This is a genomic window from Aequorivita sinensis (assembly GCF_006346335.1).
In the GTDB taxonomy this organism is placed as follows: Bacteria; Bacteroidota; Bacteroidia; order Flavobacteriales; family Flavobacteriaceae; genus Aequorivita; species Aequorivita sinensis.
This window is the reverse complement of sequence record NZ_VDMC01000003.1, coordinates 1-15,735: the sequence shown is the minus strand read 5'-3', so window position 1 is coordinate 15,735 and position 15,735 is coordinate 1. Positions and strand designations below refer to the sequence as shown.

General features: G+C 33.8%; 14 protein-coding genes and 1 tRNA gene. 4 read left to right on the top strand and 11 right to left on the bottom strand.

Going from position 1 to position 15,735, the window contains the following annotated elements; translation table 11 throughout:
* Positions 1–14 precede the first annotated feature (14 nt).
* The 10 genes from FHP04_RS05760 to FHP04_RS05715 form a co-directional block, all read right to left on the bottom strand.
* Complete coding sequence (locus tag FHP04_RS05760) at positions 15–1,019, bottom strand: DUF3078 domain-containing protein (protein ID WP_139855049.1); 1,005 nt, start codon at positions 1,017–1,019, stop codon at positions 15–17.
* Between the two features lie 10 nt (positions 1,020–1,029).
* Complete coding sequence (locus FHP04_RS05755) at positions 1,030–2,208, bottom strand: AIR synthase related protein (protein ID WP_139855048.1); 1,179 nt, start codon at positions 2,206–2,208, stop codon at positions 1,030–1,032.
* Between the two features lie 76 nt (positions 2,209–2,284).
* The gene (locus FHP04_RS05750; RefSeq protein ID WP_139855047.1) at positions 2,285–3,799 is read right to left on the bottom strand and encodes a carboxypeptidase regulatory-like domain-containing protein; all 1,515 of its coding nucleotides are present in this window, start codon (positions 3,797–3,799) and stop codon (positions 2,285–2,287) included.
* Between the two features lie 30 nt (positions 3,800–3,829).
* Positions 3,830–5,275, bottom strand: a complete 1,446-nt coding sequence (locus FHP04_RS05745) for a CsgG/HfaB family protein (RefSeq protein WP_139855046.1) — start codon at positions 5,273–5,275, stop codon at positions 3,830–3,832.
* Positions 5,276–5,282: 7 nt separating this feature from the next.
* A complete protein-coding gene (locus FHP04_RS05740; protein WP_246051398.1) occupies positions 5,283–5,645 on the bottom strand; it encodes a curli assembly protein CsgF in 363 nt (120 codons plus the stop codon).
* 123 nt (positions 5,646–5,768) lie between these two features.
* Positions 5,769–6,560 (bottom strand): CsgE family curli-type amyloid fiber assembly protein, encoded by a 792-nt coding sequence (locus tag FHP04_RS05735; RefSeq protein WP_139855044.1) that lies wholly within the window; start codon positions 6,558–6,560, stop codon positions 5,769–5,771.
* 4 nt (positions 6,561–6,564) lie between these two features.
* Positions 6,565–7,077, bottom strand: coding sequence for a hypothetical protein (locus FHP04_RS05730; RefSeq protein WP_139855043.1), 513 nt, complete (start codon positions 7,075–7,077; stop codon positions 6,565–6,567).
* A 187-nt stretch (positions 7,078–7,264) separates the two neighbouring features.
* Complete coding sequence (locus tag FHP04_RS05725; protein ID WP_139855042.1) at positions 7,265–8,542, bottom strand: hypothetical protein; 1,278 nt, start codon at positions 8,540–8,542, stop codon at positions 7,265–7,267.
* 632 nt (positions 8,543–9,174) lie between these two features.
* A complete protein-coding gene (locus tag FHP04_RS05720) occupies positions 9,175–11,361 on the bottom strand; it encodes a glutamine synthetase III family protein (RefSeq protein WP_139855041.1) in 2,187 nt (728 codons plus the stop codon).
* A 139-nt stretch (positions 11,362–11,500) separates the two neighbouring features.
* Positions 11,501–12,454, bottom strand: coding sequence for a calcium/sodium antiporter (locus tag FHP04_RS05715; RefSeq protein ID WP_139855040.1), 954 nt, complete (start codon positions 12,452–12,454; stop codon positions 11,501–11,503).
* 151 nt (positions 12,455–12,605) lie between these two features.
* On the opposite strand from FHP04_RS05715, the gene FHP04_RS05710 reads away from it, so the two are divergent.
* The 3 genes from FHP04_RS05710 (at position 12,606) to FHP04_RS14705 (ending at position 14,893) form a co-directional block, all read left to right on the top strand.
* Complete coding sequence (locus FHP04_RS05710) at positions 12,606–12,962, top strand: BlaI/MecI/CopY family transcriptional regulator (protein ID WP_139855039.1); 357 nt, start codon at positions 12,606–12,608, stop codon at positions 12,960–12,962.
* Position 12,963: 1 nt separating this feature from the next.
* A complete protein-coding gene (locus FHP04_RS05705) occupies positions 12,964–14,679 on the top strand; it encodes a M56 family metallopeptidase (RefSeq protein WP_139855038.1) in 1,716 nt (571 codons plus the stop codon).
* A gap of 61 nt (positions 14,680–14,740) precedes the next feature.
* Positions 14,741–14,893 (top strand): SsrA-binding protein, encoded by a 153-nt coding sequence (locus FHP04_RS14705; RefSeq protein WP_139855037.1) that lies wholly within the window; start codon positions 14,741–14,743, stop codon positions 14,891–14,893.
* On the opposite strand, the gene FHP04_RS05695 is transcribed toward FHP04_RS14705, so the two are convergent.
* Complete coding sequence (locus FHP04_RS05695; protein WP_139855036.1) at positions 14,890–15,402, bottom strand: adenine phosphoribosyltransferase; 513 nt, start codon at positions 15,400–15,402, stop codon at positions 14,890–14,892. The two genes, FHP04_RS14705 and FHP04_RS05695, sit on opposite strands and share 4 nt — an antisense overlap.
* Before the next feature lie 73 nt (positions 15,403–15,475).
* Here FHP04_RS05695 and FHP04_RS05690 point away from each other — a divergent pair.
* Positions 15,476–15,549 (top strand) — tRNA-Arg (locus FHP04_RS05690).
* The last annotated feature ends 186 nt before the right edge of the window (positions 15,550–15,735 follow it).

The window sequence follows — 15,735 nt, the reverse complement described above, 5'->3', positions numbered from 1 at the left end:
TGTTTTAGAGCAAATTACGAGGTTTCTTTCGATTTAGATAACTTATCAAAATCGATAACCACTCCTACGCCAAGTATTTGTTTCCACTGCACACTTGGGCCTTCAAGAATGATTTCTTCGTTTGTGATTTCATTTCTTTTGGACTCTACTTTAATATCATTATCATATCTGAGGTGAGATCCTAAAGTTGCTTTAACAAACTTGTTTACTTTCATATCTATATTCACCTCCCAATCAATATCAATATTGCCAAAACTATTGACATAATCGGTATATAATCTTAAATGACTATTCAATTTAATATTTTCGAAAATATTCTCTTCGTATTTATTGGTTAACAGTATACCTACTTCTTGCTTTATATTATTACCCTTACTCAACATATTTCCATCCATGTCGTAAATAGCTGGATTTACACCAAAAGCTCCTCTATTTGCCAGATGATCATCCATTACAAAAGTGGTTTTTAAAGTAAAAGGAGAAGCATAAAATGATAAATGTTCAATTTTTCTACCGTATTCCATCCCAACACCAAAAAACATATAACCAGGCGCTAAAAACCTAGATATAGCTTCATCCTTATTAGGGTATTTATAACCATTAGAAAACTGAGTGTTAAAGCTAAATCTTGCAGAATAAAACCAATTGCTTATAGAATCGGTTTGCAGCACTACGTTGGAATTTAAATCTATAACATCTTCGGTTTTTTTTACACCATTATCTTGTTGCTTATTTAAACCGTATTTGAGGTTTAATTCAGAGTTCCAAAACCATTTTTCTTGCTTATATTTTGCTATAGACTTAGTAGAAACAATACCTGAAATAGAATTTGTTCCTCCAGAATTCCAATTAGTAAAAGATACTTGATTTAGTAATAAGCCAACCTCATTTTTGGTTCTCCAACCTAAGTCGACAGTATCCTTTTTTTTTGTTTTTACCTTTAATGAATCTGTATGCGCTTTTAAATTATAAGAGTTAAGAATCAGTAAAGGAAAAATTAACCAAAGAGTATATTTCATTATAATCTATTTAATAAGTAAACGTGCCGTTTTCACCAGTTATTGTAAGCTTCTTTGTTTCTGAAGCCTCAACTCTACCCACTATTTGGGCGTCTACATTAAATGACTTTGAAATTTTTATGATCTTCTCAGCAATTTCTTCTGGAACGTATAACTCCATTCTATGCCCCATATTAAAAACCTTATACATCTCTTTCCAATCGGTCTTACTTTCAGCCTGAATTAGTTTGAAAAGTGGTGGAACATCAAAAAGATTATCTTTTATAATATGAAGGTTTTCTACAAAATGAAGAATTTTGGTTTGTGCCCCTCCACTACAGTGTACCATCCCATGAATTTCTTTCTTGGTAAACTGCGATAAAATTTCTTTAATTATTGGCGCGTAGGTACGAGTTGGAGACAAAACTAATTTTCCAGCATTTAGGGGACTGTTTTCAACAGTATCCTGTAGTTTTTTAGAGCCAGAATAAACTAACTCAGACGGCACTGACGAATCAAAGCTTTCAGGGTATTTATCACTTAGGTATTTTTCAAATACATCATGTCTAGCTGAAGTAAGACCATTACTTCCCATACCTCCATTGTATTCTTTCTCGTAAGTTGCTTGACCAAAAGAAGCCAAACCAACAATTACATCTCCTGGTTTTATATTTGCATTATCAACTACATCGCTACGTTTCATTCTTGCAGTTACGGTAGAATCTACAATGATAGTTCGTACTAAATCGCCCACATCGGCTGTTTCACCACCAGTTGAATAAATGTTTACACCAAATTGTTTTAATTCGGAAATCAATTCTTCTGTACCATTTATTATTGCAGAAATAACTTCACCTGGAACTAAGTTTTTATTTCTTCCTATGGTTGAAGAAAGCATAATATTATCTACAGACCCCACACAAAGTAGGTCGTCTATATTCATAATAAGCGCGTCTTGAGCAATCCCTTTCCAAACAGATAAATCTCCCGTTTCTTTCCAATACGCATATGCAAGTGAAGATTTTGTCCCAGCACCATCGGCGTGCATAATCAAACAATAGTCTTTATCACCCGTAAGATAATCGGGGACTATTTTACAAAAGGCTTTAGGAAATAAACCTTTATCGACATTTTTGATGGCGTTGTGTACATCTTCTTTACCGGCCGAAACACCTCTTTGTGCGTACCTATCTGAATTTTGTGAGCTCATTTAATAAAATTTACGGCAAAAATACGCATTAAAAAAAGCCCAGCAAAGTGGGCTTTTTGAAATATGGTTAATTAGTTTACTCCCAATCAGGCATAAATGCATTTTCAAATAGAAGAGTTCTACTTTCGCTATCACCTATTTCTAATTGATAAACATCTTTTTGAGAAATACCATCGTTAGAGGTATTTGTAAATATTACAAAGGCTTCATTTGGTGAGAATATAGGTTCTAAATCATTAGTACCATTAGGTTTTTCACCAGAAATATCTGTGGTTGTATTTGTAACTATATCGTATAGGAATATTCTAGAATTCAATCTTCTATAATCTAATGGCTCAAAGCCATCCACATCATAGGAGTATACGATTTTGGAATTTGTTACAGAAATATCCAATCCTCCTGCACCACCAGGAAGTCCCGTTATAAGAGTATCTAACACTGTTCCACTAAAATCTATAGTAAAAATTGAAATATCATATCCACTTAAATTATTTGTTTTCAACACTATTAGATCGCTATTTTCACTAACAGCAATTTCAGAAATTAAAGAACCATCGGTAGTTTGATATACTAGTTCCAGGTCTTGTCCGCTTGATCGAATTCGATATAATTTATCCAATACTGGGAAGTATATACGATCACTCGTTGGAGGCCAAGATATATTTATTTCATTCAAATTAAAACCATTAGGCTTTACGTTTGAGGTAACTTTAACCTTATCGGTACCATCGCGGTTCATAGTATATATGTCGGCTTGGGCACCAGTTGTTTGCAGGTAAGCAATTCTATTTGCAGCAACATTTCTACGTGGCCTGTAACTATTTGTGTTTTCGGAAGTTAACTGAAATTCATTACCTTCTTCATCAGCTGAAAATATCACATTATTCCCATTGATATTTCTGACGAATAGAAATCTATTTTCTATGGGTGCTGGTTTCACCTTAAAAGTTCCAACAGGGCTTAATACAGGTGGATTATACTCATCTGCGGCTGTTACTTGCCAAAAATATTGTGCCCCAAGTATTAACTCTGGATATAAATATATAGTATCATTTAAATCGTCAAACCTTTCTACCACATCATTTTGGTCGTTTCGCAATTCTAATTCGAATGTTATTGGATCGCCTTCTGGATCTATTGAACTCCATTGAAATAGTGCTTCTACACCATCAATAACTTCATTTTCTGCTGGCATAAGTAATTCAGGTGCAGAAGGCGGTCTATTGTTTGCAGTGGAAACCTCCATATCGAAGATTACATTTACTGTTTTATTTGCTATAACAGTTGCTGGCTCATAACGGGCTAGATATCCATCTAAACGAGCTAAAACCGAATATTCACCCGCGGGTACGTTTTCTAAAATAAAATACCCAGCATTATCTGTAAACACCGTGCTAGTAACTGGACTTGTAGATATTCTTACATTTTGCAGTGGTTCGTTTGTTCCTTCGATTACAGCCTTCCCGATAATTTTACCGTAGGCGTTTTCGTCAATTCGGTCTTCGTTACAGCTAACCAAAACGACAAATAACAAGCATAAGAACTTTATATATGTAAAACTTCTTCTCATCTGTATGTTATATTTGTTCATTAATGTTATTTTCTTAAAACCACCCGATTATTAATTATTTAGCGGTGATATTTCAAGTTGATCCCCTTCATTATATATTTTCTTTTTTGATCTAGAAGAACCAAAGTTATAACTCAAACCTAAACTCATTGTATAGTAAAAGTCGTCCCGCCTTCCGTGAGGTAAATTGTCTATTTTATCTGAGAATGTAACATCCCACTCTCCATTAAGCACAAACGACACTCTTGGTGAAACATGATATTCCAATCCCGCTCCAAATTTTAAATTAAAGAAGCTATCCCAACGTTGAAGGTGGCCTATAGGACTATCATCTGCAAACAGCAAAATTCCTGGACCTGCGTAGAAAATAGGACTTAACCTATCATTTGGCAACATATTATACTCAACATTAAAGCCTTGAGTAAGCCACCAATGATTTATTTCTGGAGTAGAATTGAGCCTAAAGAATTGGAAGTCTGCCGCCACTCTTAATTCTGGAATTATAGAATATTTATACATGAGCCCAAATTTGTAATCTAATATTCCAGTTGAATAATCGCCATCAACTAAAGCCATTCCAGCATTAAAGTTAAACTGACTATTATAATTATTCTCTAAATACCTTCTTTCGTATAAACCCGTTGATTCTTCAACTTCTTTTTCAAGTAAATATTCATCTACTATCTCTTTATTTTTCTCACTTCCTTCTTTTGTAGACCACAATTTATCTTTGATACCTTCAATGATTAACATTTCAACCGACTTCTCAATAGCTTCTTGAACTGCCATCTGTGCTGGTTCATTTTTGGTAAAACCAGTTTCAACTTCAAGTAATCGCTGAAAATTTACGTATTTGAAAAGACTAACATCCACAGCCTGTGATAAGACTGTTTTAGACACATATACTGTTTTCAGCACTTCCCCAGTATTTGTAGATACGGCACGTAAGTAAACCGTAATCCTATCTTGTCTATATTGTGTAGAACCTCCTACACCAAAATATTTTGCACCAGCACCACCAGTTAGGATATTGGAATCATAGGACACCACTCCACCTTCTAATAAAACACCAGCAAATAAAAGTGGAGGTAATCGTGTAGGAGAATTATCGTTAACCCTTCTGTGTTCCTCACGGGTGGATCGTATAATCTGACGTTCATTTAAAAGGTTACTAATATTTTCACGTTCTATAGGTCTAAACCACTTTGAATCCTCTAAAGCCTTAATTAAAATAGTTGTTGCGCCTTGTGTAATTGCCGTACTAAATGTACTTCCATTTTCTATATTCTTATATTGTCCGGTTTGGTCTTTAAAATTATAAACACCAGCAATTATCGCTTCTTCTGGCTCGGGAAGAGTATAAAGGGTTTTCGTTTGCTTGGTAATTTCACCAATACGTGCTTCTTGTGGACCTAAGGGTTGGTTAAAATATGCGCCACAACCCCAAAATAAGAGTGAGAGAGCTACAATACAAAGCTTTGTAAGTGTATTCTTCATATAAACTTTAATTTGGTATGATTATTTGGGTTGCTTCACCTGTAATAATATTTAATACGTTTATCACTAATCCCCCCGATGAATCAAATACTTCATACTGGTAATCACCACTAATACTGGTCCCTTCAGGTGGAACATTGTCTTTGGTAAACTGATTCCCGCCGAATCCCCCGAAGCCCCCTAACCGATCAAAAGCATCAAACTGAGAATCGTCCTTAAATGAGTTTTGAGCATTTGCTGAATTAAGCAACCATGCTCCATTAAAGGAATCTCCCCCTACAAAAGAAGGATTTATAGGCTTATACACTAACTGTTGCCCAAAGCTTACAGTAGAAAAAGTAATAAATAAGAAAAAAATAAAGTATTTCATCTTCATTCGTATTAGTTAATTTGTGTGAGATATTAAATCGCCAGTTTATTAAGGAAAAGATAAGTAATTTTTATTGAATTTTAACTAAAAAGATTGAAAATCGCATTAAAAAATTAAAATTTTCTAGTAATATTTTTGAGTGTGTTTTCTCTCTTTGTATTGGTGTAAAAACCAATAAACTCTCCTTACCGCAATGTCGGCCATCTGTTTTAAATACTCAGTTTGAGGTCTAACAAAAAATTCCAAAACTTTTTCATTTGCAACTAAAACTTCTATTTTAGTGTTATTGTTTAACGACAAAACCTCTTTAATAGTTACAATTTCTGACCCGTTTATATTATTCAATCTGTAATTTTGATCAAACATTTTATAAAAATCCCTACCTGGTTTAGTTTTGGTATCTTCGGTAACAATTCCGCCAATCATAATACCATCCACAGGCTTTATACTAACATCAGGCGAAGGATTTACCGCCCTTTCTCTTTCAATACTATCGTTTTTTTGCAAGGCCAAATCCTCTTCTGTCGGATTAATTACTTTACGATCCATACCCAATGGTGTATCTTCGTCGTCATAAATTAATAGCAATACAATTACCCGTTGGTTTTCGCTCACATTTATAGAAGTGGTAGAAAGATTTTTTTTCTCCCCGATTTCAAGCACAAATCTGCCTCTTTGATCGTTTTTTGATGTATTTGAATTATTTTCTTGATTTTTAATTACAGAAAGAGTATAATGTAAACTCTGGTTTGATACAGTTTTATTTACAGCCAAACCAGTAATGTTATATGTATTTCCATACTGCTGTATATTAATTTCAGCTTCAATTTGGGAATTATACATTTGCGAGTGAGCAATGCTAGAGAAAAACAGCAACAAGCATATAAGTAGGCTATATTGTATATTTTTATACAAAATTTTAATTTTTTAAATTCCGAATAATTACTGTCTGATTTCTACCTTTCATAGTAACCATCATTTTATCGGACATTGAATTTTGGCTGCCAAGCCGAATTAAGTTTTGGTTTGCTCCAAATTGCACAACGTTTGCAGCATGTAAACCATTTTTATTGCCACTAATATCTGTAAAGCTATGATTATCACCTATTTGAAGAACTTCTTCGGAGATTTTATCTGCAGACACAAAAACACCTATATCATTTCGGTTACCAATTTGAAACAATCGCACATCACTTTGGTTTGATTTTGTAATAGAAAATGCTGTATTATCATTCCCAATTTGTTGAACAAAAACACTTTTACTAATATTACTTACAGGAAGATTTTGGGATGCTACGACATTATAAAGCGAAGGTTTAGCTTGAATTTTTTCTAAAGCTTTATTGTCCTTGTCTTTATATGTTTGAGCAGAAGACACATTTACAAAACAAAAATGAGCTAAGACTATAATTATAATATTGAAAGTTTTCATCTTTATATTTTTTAATGGTCTTGTTGAAGATATTGATTTTTTTGAAAATTAACAACTAGAACAAATCCTTATTAATTTTAATTTTTATAATCCCTTTTTAAAATAAGTATAAGAGCATTGTTTAGATGCTCTTATACCATTTTTATTATAACTGATAATATATGAGCTTATTAACTCGATAAATTATTTAGTTCTGAAAAGTAACATCAACGTTACCATTACCAATTTGATCTACATGACTCCAGTTTCCTAGACCTACTTGACCTACAAGGCTAAAGTTACTATTTCCATATTGATGGTTGTAACTTGTATGACCGAAACCAGCCTGTCCAACTAAACTTATGTTGTCATTACCAGATTGTAACACATCAGAATAATTAAACAAACCTACTTGAGCAACAATACTTGTATTATCATCACCAAATTGATTCACCATAGATGTATTAAATGCGCCAGCTTGTCCTACATAGCTATAGTTGTCATTTCCAATTTGAAAAACATCAGAGTCATTAAAGAAACCTACCTGACGCGTTGTACTTTCGTTATCATCACCTAACTGAATAGTCAAAGCATTGTTATCATTACCTAACTGATAAGTAGTAGATTCATTATCGTTTCCATATTGACCTGTACCAGCCCAGTTATCGTTACCGATTTGATCAACATCACTATCATTAAGATCTCCAATTTGCTCAACGATAGAAGTATTGTCATCACCTATTTGATCAACATCACTAGTATTGGCAATACCATCCTGATAAACCATTGAGCTATTGTCATCACCTAATTGATAAACATCACTACTATTAAGGATACCATATTGTTCAACTTGTGAATCATTATCATCACCAATTTGAACTACATCGCTATCGTTAAACCAACCATCCTGCATTACTGAAGAAGTGTTGTCGTTACCACCTTGAAATACATCAGAGTCGTTAGCCCATCCGTCTTGCATTACAGAAGAAGTATTGTCATCACCCCACTGCTCTACTGTCGAGCTATTGGAAAGACCAATTTGCAATACTGAACTCACGTTATCGTCACCCCACTGATCTACATAAGAGTCGTTATCAATTCCATATTGTTCAGTTGTACTTAGGTTATCATCACCATCTTGCCAAGTATATGCATCATTATCACTCCCAACTTGTAAGGTACCAGCGGTGTTGCGATCACCTTGTTGTAGCGTTCTAGCATCGTTATCGATTCCTAATTGTGCAGTACCTGCAACATTCAAATCACCTTCTTGATCTGTATCAGAATCGTTAAATGCCCCTAATTGTAATGTAAGGTTAGCATTAAGATCGCCTGTTTGGTCCACATCTGATGTGTTTAACAGCCCAACTTGAAAAGTTCCATTTGCATTTAAGTTTCCTGTTTGAGTAACAGTACTTGTGTTAAATTGAGCAAACATCGCTGTTCCACCCATTAGCGCCATTGCGCATAAGACTACTTTTTTCATAATTTAAAGATTTAAAGATTATTAATAATTGGTTAAAAATTCTTTTTCTTGCAAGGAAAAATTTCCTTGAGGTTTTTCAGGAACACGTGAAAGCATTCCATCAAAATTAAATTATGGGGATGGATGTAAAAATGAACTTAGTAAAAGAACATTTTAAAAAGTAGGGATTTTTTCTAATTTACAAAACGCTGGGGACAGGTTTGTTTTTTTTGAGGAGGAATTGCAGCTCGAGAAAACTTATCTCCTTTTGAACTACACAACAAATATGCAATAAATATTATTAAAAAACAAACAAATTTAATCTTTTTATGCAAATAGGGGGAAACAACTATTTTTAACAAATAAAGCCCTATTTCAATAATTATCTATTAATAAAACCCACAGCACCTAGCGTCCAATTAAATCTTAATTTTCTACGCTAAACAAAAGAAATTTAAAAAAGGTTTAAACTTAAAATAACCTTAGACCTAATTAAGCAATCTTTAATACGAATATATTTCTTAGATTCATCGCTTTAAAAGTACACACAAGTAAATACCATTAACTGCGTAATAAAATACCAATTTTTTAAAATAAAAAACCGCTCAACAAAAGTTAAGCGGTTTAGAATGATCCTTATATAATAAGGTATGTTATTTTGTAAATAATAACTCTCTGTATTTAGTTAATGGCCAAAGCTCATCGTCTACTAAAAGCTCTAGTTTATCACAGTGATACCTTATAATTTGGAAATAAGGTTTTACTTCGTGACAATATGAAAGGGCACGTTTTTCGGCGTTTTCAATTTTATTAGCTTTTTTACGCTCTTCAATCATATCGGTAATACCTTTATTAATTTTAGCAAGGTGCTCACTTATTTGTTCAATAAGGTGCATTTGCTCTGTAGCAAACTTTTTGAAATCGGTGCCGTATATGTTTTTTAACCCTTGAACATTTTCTATCAATATGTTTTGATATTGAATAGCTGTAGGAATAATATGGTTTCTAGCAATATCACCAAGTACACGTCCTTCAATTTGAATACGCATAGTGTATTCTTCCATTTCAATTTCATAACGAGCCTCCATTTCCACTTTGCTCATAATCCCTAAACTTTCAAAAAGATCAATGCTTTTCTTAGAGATTTTCGCCTTTAATGCTTCCGGAGTTGTTTTGTGATTGCTAAGTCCACGTTTTTTTGCTTCCTTCTCCCAGGCTTCACCATAACCATCACCTTCAAAACGAATTCTTTTTGAGTCTTTAATATACTCTCTAAGCACATTGAAGATGGCGTCGTCCTTCTTCATCTTTTTGCTCTTTATCAATCCGTCAACTTTTGCTTTGAAGTCGATAAGTTGTTTAGCAACAATCGCATTCAACACAGTCATAGGGTTTGCACAGTTAGCTGTTGAACCTACTGCACGAAATTCAAACTTATTACCTGTAAACGCAAAGGCTGAAGTACGGTTACGGTCGGTATTATCTAGTAAAATTTCTGGAATTTTACCTACAACATTTAACTTAAGCTCTGTTTTTTCTTGTGGCGAAAGTTTCCCGTTAGTTACTTTTTCAAGCTCATCAAGAACCTCAGTTAATTGCGAACCAATAAAGGCCGAAATAATTGCTGGCGGCGCTTCGTTAGCCCCTAATCTATGATCGTTACTTGCACTTGCAATAGAGGCTCTAAGCAATTCTTCGTGATCGTTTACGGCTTTAAGCGTATTGATAAAAAAAGTTAAGAACTGAAGATTTTTCATTGGAGTACTTCCAGGTCCTAAAAGGTTTACTCCTGTATCTGTAGCTAACGACCAGTTATTGTGTTTTCCACTTCCATTTACATTTGCAAAAGGCTTCTCGTGAAACAACACCTTAAAATTATGCTTTTCGGCAATTTTATGCATCAAATCCATCAATAAGGAGTTGTGATCTACCGCAAGGTTTGTTTCTTCAAATATAGGAGCCAGCTCAAATTGATTTGGGGCAACTTCATTATGACGTGTTTTTACTGGAATACCCAATAACATACATTCAGTTTCCAAGTGTCTAATAAAGTTTAAAACACGTGCAGGAATTGAACCAAAGTAATGATCGTCTAATTGCTGTCCTTTGGCAGAAGAATGCCCAAGTAGCGTTCTTCCCGCCAATGAAATATCAGGACGAGAAGCTGCTAAAGCGCTATCTACTAAAAAGTATTCTTGCTCCCAACCTAGAGTGGCATTTACTTTAGTTACATTTTTATCAAAATATTTTGCCACTGCAGTAGCAGCATTATCAATAGAAAGTAATGCTTTAAGCAAAGGAGTTTTATAATCTAATGCTTCACCCGTATACGACACAAAAACTGTTGGTATACACAATGTCGTTCCGTAAATAAATGCAGGAGATGTTGGATCCCACGCGGTGTATCCACGAGCTTCAAATGTATTTCTAATCCCACCATTAGGGAAACTTGAAGCATCTGGTTCCTGCTGTACTAATTGACCGCCACCAAATTTTTCGATAGCGTGACCATCTTCCATTGTTTCAAAAAACGCATCGTGCTTTTCAGCAGTTGCGCCAGTTAAAGGTTGAAACCAATGAGTATAATGTGTAGCACCTTTAGCAATTGCCCATTCTTTCATACCTGTAGAGATATGATCGGCAATGTTTCTTTCTATTTTAGCGCCAGTATTAATAGCTGCCATAACACTATTAAATGAATCTTTGGTAAGATATTGACGCATAGCATCTCTATTGAAAACATTTTTCCCAAAAATTTCGGAACGCCTTGCTGGTTCTGTTACAGGAACTGGAACTCTATCGAAGGTCTTTTTTAGTGCGTGAAATCGCAATGTTGGCATCTTGTAGTTTTTTTTTAGTTTGACATTGCAAAAATAAAAAAAACCAAGGCACACCCCTTCATTTTTAGATTTTTTTTTGAAAAAAAATATGTTTCCCTGTGAAGACCCCCTAAAAAATAGGGGTTGAACCAGGAAAAGACTACTTTAAAATTGTTAAAGCAATAAAAACAGCATAAGCCGATAAAAGTAAAATCCCTCTTTTACGGCCAAGTTCGTAAGCTTTTGGAAGGAATGCTAAAGGCAAAAGTATCCCCGCAAAACCGATCATCCAGAATATGTCGTTTGTAAGCACCTCTTCGCTCATAACTGCTATAGGTTGAATAATAGCAGTAATTCCTAAAACTGAAGCAATATTAAATATGTTAGAACCTATAAGATTCCCAAGCGATAAAGCCTTTTCTTTTTTAAGTGCTGCAATTACAGAAGCAGCCAGCTCTGGGATACTTGTACCTACAGCTATCATCGTAACCGCGATTACTCGTTCTGTAACTCCAAAACTTTGTGCTAAAGAAACCGCTCCGTTTACCAACAATTCACTTCCGCCATATAATGCTACACCACCAATAACAAGCCAAAGAATAATCTTAAAATTAGATGTGGTTGCAAGACTTTCATCAACTTCTTCATCAACTTGCACTACCCCTCTATCCTTTCGAGCTTTTCGTATTAAAATCCACAGATAAACTACTAACATTAGTAGTAATGCAACCCCCTCGGAACGGGAGATTATATCTCCACTCTTTAGTATAAAATACAGCCCAATTGAAAGTATCATCATTACAGGCCAATTAAGCTTATAGAAATCTTTATCTATGGCCAAAGGTGAAATTATTGCCGTTATACCTAAAACAAGTCCAATATTTGCAATATTTGAACCGATTACATTTCCTAAAGAGATATCAGAAAACCCATTTAAAGCGGCTTGTAAACTCACTAACAATTCTGGAGCTGAGGTAGCAAATGAAACTACCGTTAGTCCTATAACCATTTTTGACAAATTCAATTTAAAGGAAAGCGCCACGGAAGACCGCACCAAAAATTCTCCTCCAATTACTAATAGTGTTAAGCCGATAAATACAAATAAATAATCCATAAACCTTATTGAGTTCGCGAAGATACTAATTATGAAAAAAGCACAAGTTTTGATAGTATTTTTTTTAACGAATACAATAAACAACTAAAAAAGAAGTTATATAACTACAAAACTAGTTGTCTAACTATAAAACTAGTTCTTATTTTTATCTATGGAAAACCTCACAAATAAAGAAGAAGAAGTAATGCAAGCCCTTTGGAAGCTTGAAAAGGCTTTTGTTAAAGAAATTTTACAGATTTTACCGAGCACTAATCATTACAACACAATATCTACTATAGTTAGAAATCTTGAAGATAAAGGCTATGTAGCTTTTAATGCTTTTGGCAAAACGCATCAGTACTATCCTATTATTTCTAAGGAAGAATACAGCAAGGGATTTATGAATCTCGCCTCTAAACGCTACTTTAATAATAGTTATAAAAACATGGTTTCATTTTTTGCTAAAGAAGAAAAAATAAGCGCGCAGGACCTTCGAGAGATATTGGAGTTAATTGAAAACAAAAAATAAAATGGAAACAATTCAATACATTTTAAAATCTGCTGGAATTCTTTCCTTATTTTATTTAGTTTATATTTTTCTATTAAAAAAAGAAACGCACTTTACGTTCAATAGGCTCTTTCTTCTTATCGGAGTCCTTGCTGCTACAATATTCCCTTTTATACAGTTTACCAAAACAATAATAATAGAAGCTCCCGCTTTAGCATCATTTCCTTCCACTGAAACGGCTTCAGAAACTTTAACTTCCGCAGCATTTAACACAAACTATTCAATTGAGAATATACTATTGTACATATATGTATTAGGAGTAATAGTATTTTCATTAAGATTCATTTATCAGCTTATTTCTCTTTTTATTTTATTAGAAAATCACCCTTACAAGTTAAGTAACAATTGTAAGATAATTGAAGTATCTGAATCAATTTCACCCTTTTCATTTTTCAATTATATCGTTTACAATCCTACTCTACATACTAACAATGAACTTGCTATGATATTAGCACACGAAAAAGCACACATAGAACAACTACACACAATTGATGTATTGGCAAGTAATCTACTTCTTATTATACAATGGTTTAATCCATTAGCATGGGGCTATAAAAGTAGCATTGTAGAAAACTTAGAGTATTTAGCAGACCGAACAACCATTACTCGTATTAATTCAAAAAAGGAATACCAATTAGCATTGCTAAACACCTCATTAGCATCGTCTTTATCTGCCCCAACAAATAATTTTTATAATTCATTCATCAAAAAACGAATCATTATGTTAAACAAAGCAAATTCAAATAGACAAAACGCCTTTAAGGCTATGGTAGTAGTTCCCTTATTAACGATATTTTTATGGGGTTTTAATGTAAACGAAGTAAAAAAATACGTCGAAATTCCTTCAGAGAATAATAAGGTAAAAACAGAAAATATTAAAGAAGAAGCTTTACAACCTGTTTTAGACAAGAAGGATATAGCTGTTATTACAGGTATTGAGCCTGTAACTGAATCTATAGCTCAGAAAACACCAAAAGCTATGACTAAAAAACAATCACCATTACAGGAAACCTACCGTGTGAAAATTGACAAGAACACAACCGATGCTTCACTTCAAGAAATTAAAGAAGAGGTTAAAAGTAAATATGGTTTAGAATTAAGCTATGCTGCCATTCGCAATAATCTCAACGAAATTACTTCACTTACTCTTACTTATACCGGAAACGGAAACAATGGAAATTACCAAGTAAGCCAGGATAAGGGTATTGATGAGTTTTTCTTTTTTATCGATAAAGATGGGAAAACAGGGTTTTGGTCTGAAGCAGTCGAAAAACGACATAAAGAACGCATGCAAAAAAGAAAATTAAAGTCGCAAGTCCGTTCCCTGGATATGAACGAACGCAAAATGGAAATGCAAGAACGCATACAAAAGAGAAAAATGGAAATTGAGAAACGCAGATCTAAAATGAAAAATACTCATCCTACTCCTTCAGCCTCTCCAAATAATGAAGCACAAGAAGTGCAGGGCCAAACGAAAGCAAAAAGACAGATAAATAAAAATAAAAAAGCAGGTAATACACTTTATTTCATCGATGGTATAGCCTCTACTAAAAAGCAAGTAGAATTATTGTTGCCAGAAAACATTGATAAAGTAAATGTTTTAAAAAGTGAAAAAGCGCTTAAGAAATATGGTGGCAAAGGAGTCAATGGCGTTATAGAAATTACCACAAAAAAATAGAAATCTTATAAATTTCATAAACCTTCTTAATAACTAGAAGGTTTTCTTATTTTTATACAATATGAAAAAGAGATTTTTTAAATTTTTAGCAAAGGTAAATAAGAAGATACTTCCTAGTTTCACCAAAAAGGGAGTGGATCTAGCTAAAGCGTCGAAGCTACAGATGGCGATTTTTGGTTTCAAACTATGGGTAACCAAAAATTCGTTAGATTAATACTTTAGTAAGGATTTTACATTTTGATTTTTTAATTTCTGTACGCCTTTTAAAAACTCTATTTCTAGTAAAAAATTACACTGCACAATTTCACCTCCAAGATTTTCGATAAGCTTACAAGCTGCTCTTGCTGTTCCACCCGTAGCTAGTACATCGTCGTGCAAGAGAACACGATCACCTTTCTTTATAGCGTCCTCGTGTATTTCGAGGGCATCCATTCCATATTCTAACTCATAAGGCTCTTTAAGAGTATTAAATGGAAGCTTCCCTGGCTTTCTTATAGGAACAAAACCAGCCTTAAGTTCTTTTGCTAGTAATGTTGCAAAGAAAAAACCACGCGACTCAATACCTACAACTTTATCTATCTTTTCACCTCCCAACAAATCTACTAACTGCTGTAAACAATAGACGGTTGCATCAGGGTTTGCTAGTAGTGGAGTTATATCTTTAAAACGCACTCCAGCTCTGGGGAAATCCTCAATATTTCGAATATATTCAGTTAAATTCATTTTTTTATTGATTTTATTTGTCTTGCAATTTAAAAATAAATATATTTGCAGCCGCTAAAAGCAACAACAAAATGGCCTTGTGGCGCAACTGAATAGCGCACCTGATTACGGCTCAGGAGGTTCCAGGTTTGAATCCTGGCAAGGTCACAAAAAAACCACACTCAATTGAGTGTGGTTTTTTCGTTTTAGGAGAAAATTTTTATATTTCACTTCTATAAATTCGGATCAAGAACAATTGTTGTGTTTATGCAAAAATCGTTGTTAATCTATACAGAAAGAATTCTACGTTTTTCACTCCTCTAAATTGTGCCCTAAATGCTTTTATCTTTGCAT